This is a genomic window from Rathayibacter sp. AY1E6 (assembly GCF_002931115.1).
GTDB lineage: Bacteria > Actinomycetota > Actinomycetes > Actinomycetales > Microbacteriaceae > Rathayibacter.
In genome coordinates this window covers 214,910-233,633 of the sequence record NZ_PSVK01000003.1, presented here as the reverse complement: position 1 = coordinate 233,633, position 18,724 = coordinate 214,910, and the positions used below count along the sequence as shown (strand labels likewise).

Sequence of the window (18,724 nt, the reverse complement as noted above, 5' to 3'; positions counted from 1 at the left end):
TCCACAGGTGTGTGGGGAAAAGAGTCTCAAGACCACAGTGAAGGTTGGTCCCGCCGGAGGGTGTATGTGGATGGAGCTGTGGAGAACGGGAACGACGAAGGGCGGTGCGAGGGGACTCGGAAGTCCCGTCGCACCGCCCTCCGCGGCGTTCTCGCGGCCTTACTTGGCCGCGACCACCTGCAGCTTCACAGTGGCCTGGATGTCGTCGCGCAGACGCACCACGGCCTCGTGCTCGCCGACGTGCTTGATCGCGTTCGAGATGACGATCTTGCGCTTGTCGAGCTCGCCGAATCCGGCCGCCGCCACCGCGTTCGCGATGTCGGAGGTCTTCACCGAGCCGAACAGGCGGCCGTCCTTGCCGGCCTTGACCGTCAGCTTCACGCGGTTGGCCTCGAGGACCTGCTTGGTGTGCTGGGCCTCTTCGATGGTCTTGTGCTCACGAGCGGCTCGCGCCGACTTGATCTGCTCGACCTGCTTCTCGCCACCGCGGGTCCACGCGACGCCGAAGCCCTGCGGGATGAGGTAGTTGCGGGCGAACCCGTTCTTCACGTCGACGACGTCGCCGGCCGAGCCGAGTCCGTCGACCTCGTGGGTCAGGATGACCTTGGACATACCGTTACCTACCTTCCGCTGCCGGCGTAGGGCAGGAGCGCCATCTCGCGGGCGTTCTTGACGGCACGGGCGATGAGGCGCTGCTCCTGAACGGAGACGCCGGTGATACGACGGGCGCGGATCTTCCCGCGCTCCGAGATGAACTTGCGGAGGGTCGCGACGTCCTTGTAGTCGATGACACCCACGCGGACCGACTTCGCGGGGGCCGCGTTCTTCGCGCCCTTGCCGCGGATCGGCTTGCGGCGGTCGCCGCTGCTCTTTCCAGCCATAGTGGTTTCCTTAGATTCTGGTTCGCCCCTGCCCCGCCGCGAGCGATCGCGGTGCGGGGGAGGCGTGATTCAGGTGAGGAGAGCGTCCGAGCCGAGGCTCAGAACGGCGTCTCGTCGTTGTAGCTGCCCGGCGTGCTCCACACGTCGCCACCGGCGGGAGCGCTCGGCGCCCACGGCTCCTCGGCCTGACCGCCACGGTTGCCGCCGGCGTTGCCGGAGCCCCCCTGACCGCCGCCGCCGAAGCCGCCCTGGCCGCCGCCGATCTGACCGCCGTTGCCCTGGCCGCCACCGGCCTGGCCGCGTCCGCCTCCACCGGAGGCGCGCGTGACCTGCGCGGTCGCGTAGCGCAGCGAGGGCCCGATCTCGTCGATCTCGAGCTCGATGCTGGTGCGCTTCTCGCCTTCCTTCGTCTCGTAGGAGCGCTGCTTCAGGCGGCCGGTCGCGATGACGCGGCTGCCCTTGGTCAGCGTTCCTGCGACGTTCTCGGCGAACTCGCGCCAGACGGAGGCGCGGAGGAACAGCGCTTCGCCGTCCTTCCAGTCGTTCGCCTGACGGTCGAAGGTGCGCGGCGTGGAGGCGATGGTGAAGTTCGCGACCGCGAGCCCGCCCTGCGTGTAGCGCAGCTCGGGGTCGGCGGTGAGGTTCCCCACCACGGTGATGATCGTCTCGCCGGCCATGAGCGCTACGCCTTGGGAGCGGCCGAGGCCTTGGCGGCCTTGCGGGCGGCCTTCTCGTCGGCGAGCTTCGCGGCGGCCGCGACCTGGGCGATGCCCTCTTCGGCCCGCAGCACCTTGGTGCGCATGACGGCCTCGGACAGCTTCAGCTGACGGTCGAGCTCGTTCGCTGCGGCGGAGGTCGACGTGAAGTCGACGACGGCGTAGATGCCCTCGGACTTCTTGTTGATCTCGTACGCCAGACGACGGCGGCCCCAGACGTCGACCTTGTCGATGGATCCACCATCGGTGCGGATGACGTTGAGGAACTTGTCGAGACTCGGAGCGACGGTGCGCTCATCGATCTCGGGGTCCAGGATGACCATGATCTCGTACTGATGCGTCACTAACCCACCTCCTTCGGACTGAACGGCCACGGTATTTCCGTGACAGGAGGGTATGTAGCATCTGCCCACTCCCGCGGACGCGAGTGCGTCTGGTCGTGGACAACCTGTACAGACTACAACAGGACCGCCGCGACGCGCCGGACGGATCCGCTCGAGGCGCACCATCCCGGGCGCAGGGCGGGGCGAGCACGGGGCCCGGCTCAGCGCCTCAGCGCGACGCCCACCATTCGCGGAGCCGCTGCGTCGCGACCTCCTCGCCGAGCGGACCCTCCTCGAGCCGCAGCTCCAGCAGGAACCGGTACGCCTGCCCGACCTCGGGGCCTGGGGCGAGGCCGAGGATCTCCATGATCCGCGTGCCGTCGAGGTCGGGGCGCTTGGAGGCGAGCTCCTCCTTCTCGGCGAGCTCCGCGATGCGCGCCTCGAGGTCGTCGTAGGCGTGCGCGAGCCGGTCGGCTTTGCGACGGTTGCGCGTGGTCACGTCGGCCCGGGTGAGGATGTGCAGCCGCTCGAGCAGGGGCCCGGCGTCGGTCACGTAGCGGCGCACCGCGGAGTCGGTCCACGCGCCGTCCGTGTACCCGAAGAAGCGCAGGTGCAGCTCGATGAGGCGGGCCACGTCCTTCGTCGTCTGGTTGTCGAACTTCAGGGCGCGCATCCGCTTGATCGCGAGCTTGGAGCCGACCAGGTCGTGGTGGTGGAAGCTCACCGCTCCGGCCGGCTCGAGCCGCCGCGTGGCCGGCTTGCCGATGTCGTGCAGGAGGGCGGCGAGCCGCAGCACGACGTCGGGCGCGGCTCCGGGGTGCCGCGACTCCTCCAGCGCGATCGCCTGCTCCAGCACGGTGAGGCTGTGGGTGTAGACGTCCTTGTGGTGGTGGTGCTCGTCCTGCTCCAGGCGCAGCGCGGGCAGCTCCGGGAGGAAGCGACCGGCCAGACCGGTGTCGACGAGCAGCTCCAGGCCGGCTCGGGGCGAGGCGGTCGCGAGGAGCTTCCGCAGCTCCTCCTGCACGCGCTCCGCCGAGACGTCGTCGATCCGGCCGGCGAGCTCGGCCATCGCCCACTCGACCTCGTCGGTGGTGCGGAAGCCGAGCTGCGAGGTGAAGCGCGCGCCGCGGAGCATCCGGAGCGGATCGTCGCCGAAGGAGAGGTCGGCGGGGGAGGGGGTGCGCAGCCGGCCGGCGAGCAGGTCCTCCACTCCTCCCGAGGGATCGACGAGGACGACCTCCGGGAGCCGCAGCGCCATCGCGTTGACCGTGAAGTCGCGCCGCACCAGGTCGCCCTCGAGCGAGTCGCCGAACTCGACCTCGGGCTTGCGGCTCACCCCGTCGTAGCTGTCGCTGCGGTAGGTCGTGATCTCGACCGTCTCGCCGGCCACGCGAGCGCCGATCGTGCCGAAGGCCCGGCCGATGTCCCAGTGCGCCTCGGCGATCGGAGCGACGATCCGCACGATGTCGTCGGGGCGCGCGGAGGTGGTGAAGTCGAGGTCGTGCACGCCGTGGCCGAGGAAGGCGTCGCGGACCGGGCCGCCGACCAGCGCGAGCTCGTGGCCCTGGGCTGCGAACGCCTCCGCCAGCCGCGCCACCGTGGGCGTCCCCGCGAGCGCGCGGAGGGTCTCGAGAGCGGTCTGGACGCTGTGCATTCGCACGATCCTAGTGGCGGGGGGTGTCCCGTCAGCGGGTGACCGTGCCAGGGGGTTACAGGGGGAACCGCGTGCACAGCGGACGCACCGCCTGCCCCGAGGAGGGCTGCCCGTAGAATCACCCGCATGGAGGCCGAGTGAGTCCGATGCATCGGCGCGACCCCTCCCTCCGCTCCCGCCGCTCGCGGGCGGCACTCCTCCTGCTCCGCTCGGCAGGTGCCGCCGCCCTCGCGCTCGGCCTGACCGGCGTGGCCTCCCCCGCCCTCGCGGCCCCGGTCGCCGCCGCGACGGCGATCTCGACGCCCGCTCCCGGCACCGTCACCACGACCGCCGGGGCCGGCAGCGACGGCGTCCTGCGGCCCGGTCAGGACCTCGAGCTCTCGATCGCCGTGCGCAACGGCACCACGGAGGCGATCGACAGCGCCGACGTGACGGTCGCCCTCTCCTACGCCACCCTCGACACCCGCGCGGAGCTGCACGACTGGCTCGACGCCGAGGCCGACAACGACACCGACCCGGTCCGTGCGACCGCCCAGCTGCGCCTGCTGCCCTCCAGCACCGCCGAGGCCGGCCTCACCGTGCCGGTCGACCAGATCCCCTTCTCCAACGACCGGACCGCGCTCGGCACCCACGCCGTCCTCGTCACGGTCACCGGTCCAGGTGGTGTCGTCTCGACCGCCCGCACGGCCGTCGAGCTGACCGACGACGCGGCGGTCCCGGAGAGAGAGACCGGCGTCAGCGTCCTCGTCCCGCTCACCGTCCCGGACACGGCCGACGGCCTGCTCTCGGCCGAGGCCCTCGCCGACTACACCGACGGCACGGGAACCCTCACCCGGCAGCTCGACGCGGTCGCGGGGAAGGGCGTCACGATCGGGGTCGACCCGCGCATCCTCGCCTCGATCCGGATCCTCGGCAGCGCCGCTCCGGAGTCGGCCCTCGACTGGCTCGACCGGCTGCAGTCCGTGCCGAACGAGCGCTTCGCCCTGCCGTACGCCGACGCCGACGTCTCGGCCCAGGCGCAGGCCGGGCTCTCCGCCCTTCTCTCTCCCACCTCCTTCGAGTACGCGATCGACGACACCCGCTTCGCCGCGGTCCCCGGCACCGCCAGCCCGGCGCCCACGGTCGCCGTCGACTCCGACCAGCCGGCCGAGGACCTGCCGGCGCGTCCGAGCACCGAGTCGCTGCTCGCCTCCGACTGGAGCACTTCCCTCGGCAGCGTCGCCTGGCCCGACGAGGGCACCCTCCGCGGGTCGGACCTCGACGTCTACGCGGCCAGCGGCATGAACCGCACGGTCGTCCCCTCCTCCGGTCTCCTGCTGCCGGAGGAGGTGACCACGACCTCGCGCGCCACCGTCGGCGACTCGGACCTGGTCGTGGCCGACTCGCGCCTCACCGAGGCGTTCGACGCGGCCGCCACCGCCACCGACGACACCGAGTGGCGCGCCCGCATGTCCGAGATCGCCACCGATCTCGCCGAGGTGCAGGAGGAGGGGACCGCGCCGGACGTCGTGCTCACCCTCGGCCGCGGCTCGGCGATCGGCGCCGCGCGCCTCTCCGAGACCCTCGACGCGATCGAGTCGCTGCCCTGGGCCCGCGGAGTCGCCCTCTCCACCGCCCTCGCCGTCCCCGCGACCGAGGGCGCGAGCGTCGTCGACTCGCCGGAGTCGGAGTCGCGGCTCGACCGGGTGCGCGACCTGCTCGACGCCGGCTCCGAGGTCGAGGCGTTCTCCTCCGTGCTGCAGGAGCCGGAGCTGCTGTCGGGCAAGAGCCGCAACGACGTGCTGGCGCTGCTCTCGGTGACCTGGCGCGGAGACGGCAGCGGCTGGGGCGACGCCGTCGGCGCGGCCATGACCGAGGCCGACCGGACGCTCTCGCTGGTGTCGATCGACGCGACCGGCAGCATCCTGCAGGTCTCCCGCGACTCGAGCATCCCCGTGTACGTCCGCAACGAGCTCCCCTGGCCGATCGCCGTCCGCATCCAGGCCTCGACCTCGAACGCCGTCCTCGACATCGACGAGGAGGCGATCGAGACCACCGAGATCGACGCCCGCTCGCAGGGCCGCGTCCTCATCCCCGTGAAGGCCCGGGTCGGCAACGGCGAGACGAGCCTCGGCCTGCAGCTGACCTCGGCGCAGGGCGTCCCCATCGGCACCCCCACGGGCATGACGACCAGCGTCCGCGCCGACTGGGAGACCGTCGGCACCCTGGTCATCGGGATCGCGCTCGTCGTCGTCTTCGGAGCCGGCATCCTCCGCAACATCCGCCGTCGCCGTCGAGGCGACACCCCTGAGGACGAGGAGGACCCGAACGCCGTGCTCGAGGTCCAGCCCGATCTCGACGACCAGCGATCGGAACCGCGTGGCTAGCTTCTCCCTCGGACGCGCGAGCGCCGTCCTCGCCTCCGGCACGATGGTCTCGCGGATCCTCGGCTTCATCATGTCGATCGTCATGGCGAACACGATCGGAGCCGCGGTCGCGCCGGGCGCGGACGCCTTCACGACGGCGAACCTGCTCCCCAACACGATCTACTCGATCATCGCGGGCGGCGCTCTGAACGCCGTCCTCGTCCCGCAGATCGTGCGGGCGGGCCTCGACGCCGACGGCGGCCGCGGCTACATCAACCGCCTGCTGACCCTGGCGCTCGGCCTGCTCCTGGTGACCACGATCGCCGCCACGGTCCTCGCTCCCCTGCTCGTGCGCCTCTACGCGCCCGGCTACGGACCGGAGCAGTACCAGCTGGCCGTCGCCTTCGCGTTCTGGTGCCTGCCGCAGGTCTTCTTCTACGGCCTGTTCACGATCCTCGGCGAGGTGCTCAACGCCCGCGGCTCGTTCGGCCCCTTCACCTGGGCGCCCGTGCTGAACAACGTCGTGGTGATCGCCGGGCTCGTCGCCTTCATGGTGCTGTTCGGCGCCGATCCGGAGGGGAACCGTCCGGTCGACTCGTGGTCCCCGGCGATGGTCACCCTCCTCGGCGGGAGCGCGACGCTGGGCGTCGTCGTCCAGTCGCTGTTCCTGATGCTCTTCTGGCGGAGGGTCGGCCTCAGCTACCGCCCCGACTTCCGCTTCCGGGGCGTCGGCCTCGGCACGGCCGGGCGGATGTCGCTGTGGTCGTTCGCCACGGTGCTGCTGACCATCGTCGCCGGCATCGTCGAGAGCCAGGTCTCCTCCACCGCGTCCGGCGAGGGGCCCTCGGCCGCGGCGCTGCAGAAGGCGTGGCTGATCTTCATGCTGCCCCACTCGGTCATCGCGATCTCGATCGCCATGGCGTACTTCACCAAGATGAGCGGCCACACCGCACGGGGGGAGATGAAGGAGTTCCGCTCGGACGTCTCCACCTCGCTCCGCCTGGTGCTGATGATGCTCGTCTTCGCCGCCGCCGCGATCGTCGTGGTCGCAGTGCCGTTCGGCTCCGTCTTCACCGACTCGTTCGCGGACGCGCAGGCCATCGGAGCGATCGCCGTGGCGTACGTGATCGCCCTGCCGCTGTTCTCCTCGATCGCCATCATGCAGCGCGCGTTCTACGCCCTGAGCGACGGAGCGCGGCCGTTCCTGTTCACCCTGGTGCAGGTCGTCGTGGCGGTCGCCGGGTACCTGATCGTGCTCCGGCTCCCCGCCGACCGCACCGCCGTCGGCATCGCCGCTGCGACCTCGCTCGGCATCTGCGTGCAGGCCCTCGTGGCGGCCCTCCTCCTGCGCCGCCGGCTCGGCGGCCGCGGAGGCAGGCGGATCCTCGTCAGGCTCGCGCAGTTCGTCCTCGCCGCGCTGCCCTCCGCCGCCGCCGGCTACGGCGTCCTGGTCGCCCTCGGCGGCACGCGCGCGGGCGGTTTCGCCGTCTCGAACTACGTGGAGCCGCTGCTCTCGATGGCCGCGATCGGCACCGTGATGGCGCTCGTCTACTTCGCGGTCCTCTGGTTCCTCCGGGTGCCGGAGCTGCGCGCCGTCCTCGCTCCGGTGATCCGCCGACTCGGCCACTGATGCTGCTCCGGTAAAAGCCTGGTCAGATTGCATTTCCTGGGCTGCTGCATCGAGCGGCGCGTGGCACGACCGGCACTCCCGGGCCCGCGGAATAGTGCCCGCCTAGGATGTGTTGTAGCCCACGGAGCCGCGGAACGATTCGAGCGACCGGCTCCGGGTGCTCGGCTCCCGCCCCACCCGTCACCGCTCGTACAGACCCCGAGGAGTTGCCGTGCGCGACATCGTCATCATCGGATCCGGCCCCGCCGGCTGGACCGCCGCCATCTACGCGGCGCGCGCCGAGCTGCACCCGGTGGTCGTGGCCTCGTCGGTCGAGATCGGCGGCGACCTGATGAACACGACGGACGTCGAGAACTTCCCCGGCTTCCCCGACGGCGTCCTCGGCCCCGAGCTGATGACCTCGATGCAGGCGCAGGCCGAGAAGTTCGGCGCCGAGACCTTCTACGACGACGTCACCTCCCTCGACCTCGAGGGCGAGGTCAAGACCGTCCACCTCGGCTCCGGCGAGAGCATCGAGGCGAAGACCGTCGTCGTCGCGACCGGATCCGCCTACCGCAAGCTGGGCCTCCACGATGAGGACCGCCTGTCGGGACATGGAGTCTCGTGGTGCGCCACCTGCGACGGCTTCTTCTTCAAGGGCAAGACCATCGCCGTCGTCGGCGGAGGCGACTCCGCCATGGAGGAGGCGACCTTCCTCACCAAGCACGCCGCGAAGGTCTACGTGATCCACCGCAAGGACTCGCTCCGCGCCTCGAAGGTCATGCAGAAGCGCGCCTTCGACAACGAGAGGATCGAGTTCATCTGGAACGCCGAGGTCACCGGCATCACCGGCGAGAACCACGTGGACGGCGTGAAGCTGCGTGACACGGTCGACGGCACCGAGTCCCACCTCGACCTCGACGGCCTGTTCATCGCGATCGGCAACGACCCGCGCACGCACGTCGTGCACGGCAAGCTCGACCTCACCACCGAGGGCACCATCTCGGTGGTCGGCCGCTCCTCCCAGACCTCCGTTCCCGGCGTCTTCGCCGCGGGCGACGTGATCGACCCGACCTACCGTCAGGCCGTCACCGCCGCGGCATCCGGAACGGTCGCCGCCCTCGACGCGGAGCACTACCTCGCTTCGCTCGCCGATGGCACCGCCCACACCGAAGGCTCACCCCGGGCCGAGCTCATCACCCGCTGACCGTCCGGTCATCGCACATCGGAGCCGGCAGCCCGCCGACTCGTGAAGGAGAGAACACCATGTCCACCGCGAAGAGCGTCACCGACGCATCGTTCCAGTCCGACGTCCTCGACTCCGAGAAGACCGTCCTGGTCGACTTCTGGGCCGAGTGGTGCGGCCCCTGCCGCATGGTCGCGCCGATCCTCGACCAGATCTCGGCCGAGCACGGCGACAAGATCGAGATCGTCAAGCTGAACGTCGACGAGAACCCGCAGACCGCCGCGAAGTACCAGATCACGTCGATCCCGGCGATGAAGGTGTACCAGAAGGGTGAGGTCGTGAAGACCGTCATCGGCGCCAAGCCGAAGCCGGCCCTCGAGGCCGACCTGGCCGCGTTCCTCTGAGTTCGCACTCCTGACCGCCCTGCGGTCTCCGAGAGCCCCTGTCACGTCGTGACGGGGGCTCTCCTCGTGCAGGGCTGTTTCACGTGAAACAGCCCTGCTTTGGCGCAGGCCACGATCCCTGCAGTGGCGCCCGACCGCCCCGCCGCAGCACAGGACCGGCCGGTACTGTGGATCCACCCGGCTCCGGCCGGAGAGACCCTGTCCACCGAGCGAAGCGGAACCATCGTGACCAACCGCGGCACCAACCTCGACCCCTGGTACAACTCCTACGCGGAGCGCACGGCCGGTCTGGCCGCCAGCGAGGTCCGAGCCCTGTTCGCCGTCGCGTCACGCCCCGAAGTGGTCTCGCTCGCCGGCGGCATGCCGTTCGTGTCCGCGCTCCCCCAGGACCTGGTGACCGGCGCCATCGACACCGTGATGCGGGAGCAGGGACCCGTCGCGCTGCAGTACGGGTCGGGGCAGGGCGTCCCCGTCCTGCGCGAGCAGATCCTCGACGTCATGGCTCTTGAGGGCATCTCCGCCAGCGCGGACGACATCGTGGTCACCACGGGCTCTCAGCACGCCCTGGAGCTCGTCTCGAAGCTGTTCCTGGACCCGGGGGATGTCGTCCTCTCCGAGGGCCCCAGCTACGTCACGGCGATGGTCATCTTCCGGTCGTACCAGGCCGAAGTCGAGCACGTCCCCATGGACGAGCACGGGCTCATCCCCGCGGCCCTCCGCGAGCACATCGCCCGCGTGCGCGCCGCCGGGAAGACGATCAAGTTCCTGTACACGATCCCCACCTTCCACAACCCCGCAGGCGTGACCCTCAGCTGGGAGCGCCGCGTCGAGATCCTCGAGATCTGCAAGTCCGAGGGAATCCTCGTGCTCGAGGACAACCCCTACGGCCTCCTCTACTTCGAGGATGTCCCGCCGAAGGCGATGCGCTCGCTGGAGGAGGACGGGGTGATCTACCTCGGGACGTTCTCGAAGACGCTCGCTCCCGGCTTCCGGGTGGGCTGGGCTCTCGCTCCGCACGCGATCCGCGAGCGGCTGATCCTCGCCAACGAGGCGGCCGTCCTCAGTCCGTCGTCCTTCAGCCAGCTGGTCATCTCGAAGTACCTCGAGACGGCCGACTGGCGCGGACAGATCGACACCTTCCGCGGCGTCTACCGCGAGCGGAAGGAAGCGATGCTGAAGGGCCTGCAGACCCATCTGCCCGGCCTCAGCTGGACGAACCCGAACGGCGGCTTCTACGTCTGGGTCACGCTGCCCGAGGAGCTCGACTCCAAGGCGATGCTGCCGCGCGCGGTGAAGGAGCTCGTCGCGTACACGCCGGGCACTGCGTTCTACGGTAACGGAGACGGACGTCAGAACATCCGCCTCTCGTTCTGCTACCCGACGCCGGAGCGCATCGGTGACGGCATCCGCCGCCTCGCCACGGTCATCAACGGGGAGCTCGATCTGCTGTCGACCTTCGCGGGCACGGGCCGGCTGAGCAGCGCCGACGCGAGCAAGCGTGACGCCGTCCTGCCGCCGAACGTCTCCTGACACCGCTCCTTCGATAAGAAAGCCCTGGTCATGACTGATTTCTCTGTGCTCGACCGTACACTCGACATCGTCGTCATCAGCGGTGGCATCAGCCACGAGCGCGACGTCTCCTTGCGGTCGGGCCGTCGCGTGGCGGATCGTCTCTCCGCGATGGGCCACCGCGTCTCCCTGCACGAACCGGACGCCGGCCTCCTCTCGACGCTCCTGCAGAAGCGTCCGGACGTCGTCTGGCCCGCGGTGCACGGCGCGAGCGGTGAGGACGGTGCGCTCCTCGGGCTCCTCGAGGCGGCTGGCTTCGCCTACGTCGGCTCGCAGACGGACGCGGCGCGCCTGGCCTGGTTCAAGCCGACCGCGAAGACGCTCGTCGCTCGCGCGGGCTTCTCGACCCCGAGCTCCGTCACCCTCCCCCGCGAGACCTTCCGCGAGCTCGGAGCCGCCGGGATTCTGGAGCAGGTCGAGGCGCACCTGCCGGGCTCCCTCGTGGTGAAGCCCGCTCAGGGCGGTTCGGCCCAGGGCGTCAGCATCGTGACGGAGTCGTCGCAGCTCCCGCGAGCGATGGTCGAGGCGTACACCTATGGCGACGTCGTGCTCATCGAACAGCAGATCCAGGGGACCGAGGTCTCCGTCGGTGTTCTCGACCTCGGTGACGGTCCTTTCGCCCTGCCGCCTGTCGAGATCGCACCCGTCGCGGGCCAGTACACATTCGAGGCGCGCTACAACGCGGGGGAGACGCACTTCTACACGCCGGCACGGATCTCGCCGGAGATCACGGAGGAGGTGTCCCGCGTGGCCGTTGCGATCCACGAACTGCTGGGACTCCGCCACCTGTCGCGGCTCGACTTCATCATCGACGACGCCGGACTCCCCTGGTTCTTCGACGCGAACGTCCTTCCCGGAATGACCGAGACCTCACTCGTTCCCCAGGCCATTGAGGCATCCGGCCGCTACCTCGGCGACGTCTACTCCACCCTCGCGAAGCTCGCCGCCTCCTGACCTTCACCGTTTCACGTGAAACGGTCCGCTGCGCGTACGCTCCTGATCACGTGGCTGCTGAGTTCTGAACACTGCTCGAATCCATGCCAGACGAGTAATTGCGTCGCGGCCGATCAGGACCCTCTATCGCCGCCTTCTCCCTACAATGCGGGTCGAGTAGCCACTCAATAACGGTTCCACGTCTTCATCTGCAGACCAGTAGTGCCAACTTGGGGAAGAACCCGAGGCCGCGCATCGACTCCCACCAACGTTAGACATCTGTCGCCGCGCCGGTCGATTATCCGCAGATCAGCGTGGTACATCCCGCCCCCGCCGCCACCTTTTCACCAGGCTCGCGGGTATCCATCGCCACCTGGTCCTCGTCGTCATGCTGGTCGAGTAGACGCATTGCCGCGTATCGAGAACCGGCCACCCCCAGTGGGTCCCTGGCGGGCGTTGCCTGGAGCGATGTATCCACGCCCACTGTCTGGCCATATCCGCAGACATACCGGTGAAGAGCAGTAGTGCGTCGAATCGAGGCTCACCACGATTGCCACCCGCGCCATCTCTGGGGAGACACAACATGGTCGATCGACGCTGATCGACACCAGGCACCCGTCGCCATGCTGGTCGAGTAGCCACTACGCGACGTACCGAGACCCACGGCCCGAAGGGACCCCTTTAGCTTGGTTCTCCGACCTCAACTTCGCCTCGGGGGGGTGGTGTCTCTATTCCGCTGGTCAGGCGAGAAATCTCTTTCGAGCATTGCGGTCGAGTCGGTCCCACGATGATCCGCATGGGCGTCCACTGTTCTCGGCAGGGGCGTTTCACGTGAAACGCTTCCGCAGCCGTTGAGCAACTTCGATCCGAAATGTTGCGCCCGGTGGAGCGAGTCGAGCCAATGAGGGCCTCCTCTCCTACATGACAAGTTCGTAGCTCTTCAATGGCTAGGCCGCCCTAGAGCGGACCGTTTCACGTGAAACGGCCCTTCCATCATCTCTTTCAGTGCTCTCTGGGGGCGACCGCCGACGGGGTCCTCCTTCAAATCTCGGCGAACCCACTCATCACATCTGCATCGATCCGCGAGGACGAAGCGATACTGCATTTCGTCTAAACGTGCCCCCCGGCCGGCCAATTTCTGGAGGCTCAGGAAGCACTCCTCACCGGCTACTTGCGATGCACGGACAGCCGAGGTGATCCTCATCTCGGCGGCCAACGTAGGAATGTTTCACGTGAAACATTGTGCACGCGAATATCGGCGACCATGACGTCGCCCTGGGCAGCGGAGAGCGCCACCGAGTACGACCCGCCCAGGCACCCGTCCTGCGCCCGCCAGCGAGTCACCGAAAGCGACATGAACTCCGGAGGTCAACGAGGTCTGAACTCAGCCAACCCTAGATCCGGCGCTCCACGCCTACTCAACCGCCATATAGGCGCATCGTGAGCTGCTCTATCCAGAGATCAATGCCCCAGATACCCGGCGATCGTCACCGATCGGCAATACCAGCCGTATTCTCGACCAGGACCGGAGTAAGCAGCGCCCCGCAGAACCCGGAACCACTTCATCGGACTGTACCGGTCAGAAGGGCCTATCAATCAGAGAGAGGACGACAACCGAGAATCCTCAGCTCACAAGGCATCTCGAAGATCACCCCAAGCGTGCTGATCTGCGATCGCGGTGCCGACGAGGGGAGCGGATACCGCCACATCGGCGATTGCGGCCAAGAACACAGCGCGAGCACGCGCACGCCAGCCGCACGGCGAATCAGTGGCGGCCGCTAGGCCGGCCCTCTACGGAGCGAGCGACACCTCGGTCGGCTCCCCGATCTCGGCGAGGATGCGGTTCAAGTCCTGGATGGTCGCGAAGTCGATGACCATCTGACCCTTACGAGCGCCCAGGGTGACCTTGACGCGCGTGTTCAACCGGTCGCCTAGGTGATCCGCGATCGACGAGAGGTGTCCGGAGTGCCCGCCCTGCTCCTCCACCACGGGACGCACGGTCGTCCGCGGCGCCTTCATCAGCGCGGCGGCAGACTCGGCGGCACGGACGGACAGGTCCTCGTTGACGATCTTGTCGGCCAGGCGGCGCATCATCCCGACGTCGTCGAGCGACAGAACCGCTCGCGCGTGTCCCGCGGTCAGGACGCCGGCAGCGACACGGGCCTGCACGTCAGCCGGGAGGCGCAGAAGACGGAGTGTGTTCGAGATCTGCGGCCGCGAACGTCCGAGCCGCGTCGCCAGGGCCTCCTGGGTGATCCCGAAGTCGCTGAGGAGCTGCTGGTACGCGGACGCCTCCTCGAGAGGGTTGAGGTCGGCGCGGTGCAGGTTCTCCAGCAGCGCGTCGCGGAGCATGTTCTCATCGGCCGTGTCCTTGACGACCGCGGGGATGGTGGTCAGTCCCGCTGCCTTCGAGGCGCGGAACCGGCGCTCACCCATGACGAGCTCGTACTTCGCTCCGCCGCGAGCCGTCACGGGCCGGACGACGATCGGCTGCAGCACCCCGAACTCGCGGATGCTGTGGACGAGCTCCGCGAGGTCGTCCTCGTCGAACACCGACCGCGGCTGCGCCGTGTTGGGGGTGATGTCGGCGAGGGGGAGTCGCGCCAAGCGCGCTCCGGGGACCTCGAGGAGCTCCTCGGCACGGGCCGAATCGCCGACCTGATCAGGGAAGAAGACGTCGACGGGCCGGGAGCGCGACTCGTCGCTGGTCGGGATGAGCGAGCCGATCCCCCGGCCGAGTCCCGTGCGCTTGGTCGCCATCAGCGTGCCTCTCCTTCGTGTGCCGTCTCGGGTGTCTTCCGGGCTCCGCGTCGTGCGATCTCCGCGGCCGCCTCCAGATACGCCAGCGAACCGGACGACTGCGGGTCGTAGCTGATCACGCTCTGTCCGTAGCTCGGCGCCTCCGAGATCCTCACGTTGCGCGGGATCACCGCGCGCAGCACCTCCTTCGGGAAGTGCTCTCGGACATCCGCTGCCACCTGCTGGGAGAGGTTCGTGCGGCCGTCGTACATCGTCAGGAGGATCGTCGAGACACCGAGGTTCGGATTGAGGTGCCGCTCGATCAAGTCGATGTTCTTGAGCAGCTGGCTGAGCCCCTCGAGCGCGTAGTACTCGCACTGGATCGGGATGAGCACCTCGCGAGCGGCGACGAACGCGTTGATGGTCAGCAGACCGAGCGACGGCGGGCAGTCGATGAAGACGTAGTCGAACGGCTCGTCCATGGTGTCGAGCATGCGGTCGAGCGCACGCCGAAGACGCTGCTCGCGTGCGACGAGCGAGACCAGCTCGATCTCGGCGCCGGCCAGGTGGATGGTCGCCGGCACACCGTAGAGCGAGGCGAACTCCGGGCTCTTCTGCACGACGTCCGCGAGGGGAGTGTCGTTGACGATCACGTCGTACACGCTGGCCGTCTCGGCGCGGTGCTCGATGCCCAGGGCCGTCGATGCGTTACCCTGCGGATCGAGGTCGATGACGAGCACCTTCGCCTCACCGCGGGCGAGCCCGGCGGCGAGGTTGACGGTCGTCGTCGTCTTGCCGACGCCGCCCTTCTGGTTCGAGATCGTGATGACGCGCGTCGACTCGGGCTTGGGCAGCGGCTGGGCGTTCAGCAGTGCGCGCCGACGGGTCATGTCCGCGATCTCCCGGGCCAGGGGAGTCGAGGAATCGAAGCCTCCGGTCAGACCGGCGGAATCGGTTTGTTTCACGTGAAACCTTCGCTCAGCGAGTGGGACGGACATCAGCACCGAGGAGTCGACGGACGAGGAGTCGGGGGCTCACTGCGGCGTCGTGGCGATCAACCCACTGTAGCCCGGACGACCCTCGTCACCTCGGAGAGCACGCCGTCGCCGAGCACGACGACCTCGGGCGGGGAGACCCGGAAACGACGGATCTGCTTGGCCGCCGCCTCGATCTCCTTCTCGGCGTTGATGCCCTTCAGCAGGACCAGCTCGCCTCCGGGCCGCAGCAGCGGCGCGGTCAGCGGGATCAGCTTCGAGAGGGCGCTGACCGCCCGAGCGGTCACCTGGTCGAGAGGCTCCGCGAGCTCCGCCTCTTCAGCACGGGCTCGAAGAACTGAGACATTCTCGAGTCCGAGTCCGTCCACCTGCTCCTGAAGCCAGACGACGCGACGCTCCATCGGCTCGATGAGCACGAAGCGGACGTCGGGCCGCACGATGGCCAGGACGAGCCCGGGAAGGCCCGCGCCACTGCCGACATCACCCACCAGTCCCGGACGCAGGAGAGGGGCCACCAGGGCGCTGTTCAGCACGTGCCGCGTCCAGAGCCGGGGGAGCTCGAGGGGCCCGATCAGGCCGCGCGCCTCGCCCTGGTCGGCGAGAGCCTCCGTGAAGCGCCGCAGGAGGGGCAGGCGGTCGCCGGCGATCGCCGCAGCGGCTGCAGGCTCGGCCTCGAGGGTCGACTCCACGCCGCTCAGCCGCGGGTGATGACGGTGTGGCGCTCGCGCGCCTCGCCGCGCGACTCCGACACGAAGCCGCGCTCGCCCACCATGTCGTGGACCAGCTTGCGCTCGTACGACGACATGGGCGGGAGCGAGGCCGACGTGGCGCCGTCCTCGATCCGCTCGATCGCGCGGTCGACCAGCTGGGCGAGCTCCGCCTCGCGGGCGTCGCGGGAGCCGCCGATGTCGAGGATGAGGCGGGAGAACGCGCCGGTCTTCGTCTGGACCGCCAGGCGCGTCAGCTCCTGCAGTGCCTGGACGGCGTCGGGGCGGGAGAGCACCCGGAGGTTCGTGTCTCCGGAGGCGGTGACCGAGAGGTAGGCGCGGCCGTTGCGGACCTCGATGTCGATGTCGCCGTCGAGGTCGCAGATGTCGAGGAACTCCTCGATGTAGTCGGCGGCGACGTCGCCCTCGTCCTCGAGCTGCGAGAGCGTGGACTCGGGCGCCTCGTCGACGGCGGACGCGTCCACGTCCGCGGGTGCGGACGCGTCGTCGGTGATGGTCTGCATCGGATCGGTCATGGCGGCTCTACTTCTTTCCGGCTTGCTTCTTGGAGCGGTTCTTGCTCACGGGCTGCGTGCGCTGCACGGCCTTCTTCTCGACGAGGGTGACGTCGCCGGCGGCCGTGGTCTCCTCGACCAGCTTGCCCTTGCGGCGCAGGCGCTCCTCGCGGGCCTTGGCGGCCTCGCTGCCCGGGGTCGGCATGTTCCGGATGACGATGAACTGCTGGATCATCGTCCAGATGTTCGAGGTCAGCCAGTAGAACATCACGCCGAGGGGGAAGGCGAAGCCCGAGAAGGCGAAGACGAGGGGGAGGATGTAGAGCAGGATCCGCTGCTGCTTGAACGTCGGCGAGGCCTTCGCCTCGGGCGACATGTTCTTCGAGACGATCTGCAGCTGCGTGATGAACTGCGACGCGGTCATCAGGACGACCATGATCACCGCGATGATGATGACCGGCTCCTGGCCGCCCTCGGCGAGTGCGCCCTGGATCGACTGGTGCAGCGGTGCGACGCCGAAGAGGTTCGCCTCGCCGAACTGGCGGGCGAGCGTCTCGTCGAGCGGGCCCACGCCCTTCTGGCTGTGCTGCGCCGCGTTCAGCACCGAGAACAGGCTGAAGAAGATCGGCATCTGGATCAGCAGGGGCAGGCAGGAGGCGAGCGGGTTGGTGCCCGTCTTCTTATAGAGCTCCATGGTCTCGCGGGACATCGCCTCGCGGGACAGCTGGTCGCGCTTGCCCTTGTACTTGTCCTGGATCTTCTTGAGCTGGGGCGCGACCTCGAGCATCCGGCGCTGGCTCTTGATCTGCTTGACGAAGATCGGGATGAGCGCGGCGCGGATGACGATGACCAGGCCGACGATCGAGAGGACCCAGGTGATTCCCGCGGCCGCCTCCATGCCGGTGAAGGTCAGCAGCTGGTGGAAGGCGACGAGGAGCAGCTCGACCACCCACTTGAGGGGCCAGAGGATCGTGCCGAGGAGGTCCATGGAGTGGGGTCAGTCCTTTCGAGGGCCCACGACGAACCCGGCTCGCGTCACGGCGAAGCGGGTCCGGCCGGAAGCCGGTCGGTGCAGGGGGATCGAGGTCGGGACGTCGTCGATGCCGCCGGCCGCCCACGGGTGGCAGCGGAGCAGACGGCGGGCCGCGAGGACGGAGCCGAGGACGAGCCCGTGGAGCTGGACCGCCTGGAGCGCGTACGCGGAGCACGAGGGGTAGTAGCGGCAGACGTCCCCGTAGAGAGGGGACACGACCGCCCGGTAGACGATCAGGAGCAGGACGCCGATGTTCCGCGGCAGCAGGAGGATCGCCCACCCGAGCCGGGCGAACGGCGCCTCGCGGCGGGGGAGCACGGCGGTCACGAGGACGCCCCACTCTTCCGCGCGGCTCGCGCCATCGCGGACCACACCTCGGAGCGCAGCTCCGACCAGGGGGCGTCGGCGCTGCCGGGCAACGCGCGGACGACGACCTGGGTGCCGGGGTCGATCTCGGGGACGAGCTCGAACGCCACGGCCTTGAGCCGGCGGCGGACGGTGTTGCGCGTCACCGCGGTGCCGACCGTCTTGGCGACGATGAACCCGAACCGCGCCGGATCGCCCGCGGAGGACCGGCGGACATACGTGACGGTGTGCGGTCCTGTGGACCGCACACCGCGACGGACGACTGTCCGGTACTCGCCTCCGTGGACGATGCGATTGGCTCTGGCCAGCACCGCTGGTCGGTACCGCTCGCTGCTAGGCGGAGAGCTCGGTGCGCCCCTTGGCGCGGCGCGCGCTGAGGATGCCGCGGCCGGCACGGGTGCGCATGCGCAGACGGAAGCCGTGCACCTTGGCGCGACGACGGTTGTTCGGCTGGAAGGTTCGCTTGCTCATAATCAGATCTCCACGTACGTGTTCCGCGGCGCGAACCGGCACCACCCGCTCGGGCGGAGACTCGGATCCTCCGGGAAGAAGGGGTGCCCGGCTGCGGAATCCGCTCGGCCTGCGAGGGCCGCACGGACGACACCGGGCAGGCGTCAACTGATTTAAACTACGGCCTGTTCCGTCACCGGTCAAATGTGGACGGCGCTAAACCTCGATCATGCACACGGGACACGGGGTTCCGCGCATTGACACGCGGGTGTCGCTGTGGTGGATTTGTCTCCCGTCGG

At 69.0% G+C, this 18,724-nt stretch carries 19 protein-coding genes; 6 read left to right on the top strand and 13 right to left on the bottom strand.

The window, feature by feature from the left end; all coding sequences use genetic code 11:
• Positions 1 to 159: 159 nt before the first annotated feature.
• The 5 genes from rplI to C5C46_RS04570 all read right to left on the bottom strand — a co-directional run bounded on the left by rplI (position 160) and on the right by C5C46_RS04570 (position 3,574).
• Entirely contained in the window at positions 160 to 612 is a 453-nt protein-coding gene (gene rplI, locus C5C46_RS04590) for a 50S ribosomal protein L9 (RefSeq protein WP_104222692.1), read from the bottom strand.
• 8 nt (positions 613 to 620) lie between these two features.
• Entirely contained in the window at positions 621 to 881 is a 261-nt protein-coding gene (gene rpsR / locus C5C46_RS04585) for a 30S ribosomal protein S18 (protein WP_055784551.1), read from the bottom strand.
• A 98-nt stretch (positions 882 to 979) separates the two neighbouring features.
• Entirely contained in the window at positions 980 to 1,558 is a 579-nt protein-coding gene (locus tag C5C46_RS04580; RefSeq protein ID WP_104222691.1) for a single-stranded DNA-binding protein, read from the bottom strand.
• Positions 1,559 to 1,563: 5 nt separating this feature from the next.
• Positions 1,564 to 1,941 carry a 30S ribosomal protein S6 gene (rpsF, locus tag C5C46_RS04575; protein ID WP_068207796.1) on the bottom strand — a complete coding sequence of 126 codons (378 nt, stop codon included), beginning with the start codon at positions 1,939 to 1,941 and terminating at the stop codon, positions 1,564 to 1,566.
• Positions 1,942 to 2,149: 208 nt separating this feature from the next.
• Complete coding sequence (locus C5C46_RS04570; RefSeq protein ID WP_104225796.1) at positions 2,150 to 3,574, bottom strand: CCA tRNA nucleotidyltransferase; 1,425 nt, start codon at positions 3,572 to 3,574, stop codon at positions 2,150 to 2,152.
• 146 nt (positions 3,575 to 3,720) lie between these two features.
• On the opposite strand from C5C46_RS04570, the gene C5C46_RS04565 reads away from it, so the two are divergent.
• The 6 genes from C5C46_RS04565 (at position 3,721) to C5C46_RS04540 (ending at position 11,641) form a co-directional block, all read left to right on the top strand.
• Positions 3,721 to 5,940, top strand: coding sequence for a DUF6049 family protein (locus C5C46_RS04565; RefSeq protein ID WP_104225795.1), 2,220 nt, complete (start codon positions 3,721 to 3,723; stop codon positions 5,938 to 5,940).
• Positions 5,933 to 7,549: a murein biosynthesis integral membrane protein MurJ gene (murJ, locus tag C5C46_RS04560; RefSeq protein ID WP_258059328.1), complete on the top strand. Its 1,617-nt coding sequence runs from the start codon at positions 5,933 to 5,935 to the stop codon at positions 7,547 to 7,549. Before C5C46_RS04565 ends, murJ begins: the two co-directional genes overlap by 8 nt.
• 211 nt (positions 7,550 to 7,760) lie before the next feature.
• Positions 7,761 to 8,735 carry a thioredoxin-disulfide reductase gene (trxB, locus tag C5C46_RS04555; protein ID WP_104225794.1) on the top strand — a complete coding sequence of 325 codons (975 nt, stop codon included), beginning with the start codon at positions 7,761 to 7,763 and terminating at the stop codon, positions 8,733 to 8,735.
• A 59-nt stretch (positions 8,736 to 8,794) separates the two neighbouring features.
• Positions 8,795 to 9,118: a thioredoxin gene (trxA, locus tag C5C46_RS04550; protein WP_104222687.1), complete on the top strand. Its 324-nt coding sequence runs from the start codon at positions 8,795 to 8,797 to the stop codon at positions 9,116 to 9,118.
• Between the two features lie 225 nt (positions 9,119 to 9,343).
• A complete protein-coding gene (locus C5C46_RS04545; protein WP_104225793.1) occupies positions 9,344 to 10,648 on the top strand; it encodes a PLP-dependent aminotransferase family protein in 1,305 nt (434 codons plus the stop codon).
• 30 nt (positions 10,649 to 10,678) lie between these two features.
• Entirely contained in the window at positions 10,679 to 11,641 is a 963-nt protein-coding gene (locus tag C5C46_RS04540) for an ATP-grasp domain-containing protein (protein ID WP_104225792.1), read from the top strand.
• A 1,770-nt stretch (positions 11,642 to 13,411) separates the two neighbouring features.
• Here C5C46_RS04540 and C5C46_RS04535 read toward each other — a convergent pair.
• The 8 genes from C5C46_RS04535 to rpmH form a co-directional block, all read right to left on the bottom strand.
• Positions 13,412 to 14,380: a ParB/RepB/Spo0J family partition protein gene (locus tag C5C46_RS04535; protein WP_104225791.1), complete on the bottom strand. Its 969-nt coding sequence runs from the start codon at positions 14,378 to 14,380 to the stop codon at positions 13,412 to 13,414.
• Positions 14,380 to 15,249, bottom strand: a complete 870-nt coding sequence (locus C5C46_RS04530; protein WP_104247021.1) for a ParA family protein — start codon at positions 15,247 to 15,249, stop codon at positions 14,380 to 14,382. The genes C5C46_RS04535 and C5C46_RS04530 overlap by 1 nt, the downstream gene beginning before the upstream one ends.
• Before the next feature lie 164 nt (positions 15,250 to 15,413).
• Entirely contained in the window at positions 15,414 to 16,043 is a 630-nt protein-coding gene (gene rsmG / locus C5C46_RS04525; protein ID WP_104225790.1) for a 16S rRNA (guanine(527)-N(7))-methyltransferase RsmG, read from the bottom strand.
• A gap of 5 nt (positions 16,044 to 16,048) precedes the next feature.
• Complete coding sequence (locus C5C46_RS04520; RefSeq protein ID WP_244229531.1) at positions 16,049 to 16,597, bottom strand: R3H domain-containing nucleic acid-binding protein; 549 nt, start codon at positions 16,595 to 16,597, stop codon at positions 16,049 to 16,051.
• Positions 16,598 to 16,604: 7 nt separating this feature from the next.
• Entirely contained in the window at positions 16,605 to 17,564 is a 960-nt protein-coding gene (gene yidC, locus C5C46_RS04515; RefSeq protein WP_104222681.1) for a membrane protein insertase YidC, read from the bottom strand.
• A 9-nt stretch (positions 17,565 to 17,573) separates the two neighbouring features.
• Positions 17,574 to 17,927, bottom strand: coding sequence for a membrane protein insertion efficiency factor YidD (gene yidD, locus C5C46_RS04510; protein ID WP_244230695.1), 354 nt, complete (start codon positions 17,925 to 17,927; stop codon positions 17,574 to 17,576).
• A 5-nt stretch (positions 17,928 to 17,932) separates the two neighbouring features.
• Positions 17,933 to 18,286 carry a ribonuclease P protein component gene (gene rnpA / locus C5C46_RS04505; RefSeq protein ID WP_104222680.1) on the bottom strand — a complete coding sequence of 118 codons (354 nt, stop codon included), beginning with the start codon at positions 18,284 to 18,286 and terminating at the stop codon, positions 17,933 to 17,935.
• A 22-nt stretch (positions 18,287 to 18,308) separates the two neighbouring features.
• On the bottom strand, positions 18,309 to 18,446 hold the full coding sequence (rpmH, locus tag C5C46_RS04500; protein WP_055784512.1) for a 50S ribosomal protein L34: 138 nt from the start codon (positions 18,444 to 18,446) through the stop codon (positions 18,309 to 18,311).
• Between the last annotated feature and the right edge of the window lie 278 nt (positions 18,447 to 18,724).

Bases quoted from the DNA above. Each gene is read 5' to 3' on its own strand.
- rplI (WP_104222692.1), bottom strand. From the start codon at position 612: ATGTCCAAGGTCATCCTGACCCACGAGGTCGACGGACTCGGCTCGGCC.
- rpsR (WP_055784551.1), bottom strand. From the start codon at position 881: ATGGCTGGAAAGAGCAGCGGCGACCGCCGCAAGCCGATCCGCGGCAAG.
- C5C46_RS04580 (WP_104222691.1), bottom strand. From the start codon at position 1,558: ATGGCCGGCGAGACGATCATCACCGTGGTGGGGAACCTCACCGCCGAC.
- C5C46_RS04570 (WP_104225796.1), bottom strand. From the start codon at position 3,574: ATGCACAGCGTCCAGACCGCTCTCGAGACCCTCCGCGCGCTCGCGGGG.
- C5C46_RS04565 (WP_104225795.1), top strand. From the start codon at position 3,721: ATGCATCGGCGCGACCCCTCCCTCCGCTCCCGCCGCTCGCGGGCGGCA.
- trxA (WP_104222687.1), top strand. From the start codon at position 8,795: ATGTCCACCGCGAAGAGCGTCACCGACGCATCGTTCCAGTCCGACGTC.
- C5C46_RS04540 (WP_104225792.1), top strand. From the start codon at position 10,679: ATGACTGATTTCTCTGTGCTCGACCGTACACTCGACATCGTCGTCATC.
- C5C46_RS04535 (WP_104225791.1), bottom strand. From the start codon at position 14,380: ATGGCGACCAAGCGCACGGGACTCGGCCGGGGGATCGGCTCGCTCATC.
- C5C46_RS04530 (WP_104247021.1), bottom strand. From the start codon at position 15,249: ATGACCCGTCGGCGCGCACTGCTGAACGCCCAGCCGCTGCCCAAGCCC.
- C5C46_RS04520 (WP_244229531.1), bottom strand. From the start codon at position 16,597: ATGACCGATCCGATGCAGACCATCACCGACGACGCGTCCGCACCCGCG.
- yidC (WP_104222681.1), bottom strand. From the start codon at position 17,564: ATGGACCTCCTCGGCACGATCCTCTGGCCCCTCAAGTGGGTGGTCGAG.
- rpmH (WP_055784512.1), bottom strand. From the start codon at position 18,446: ATGAGCAAGCGAACCTTCCAGCCGAACAACCGTCGTCGCGCCAAGGTG.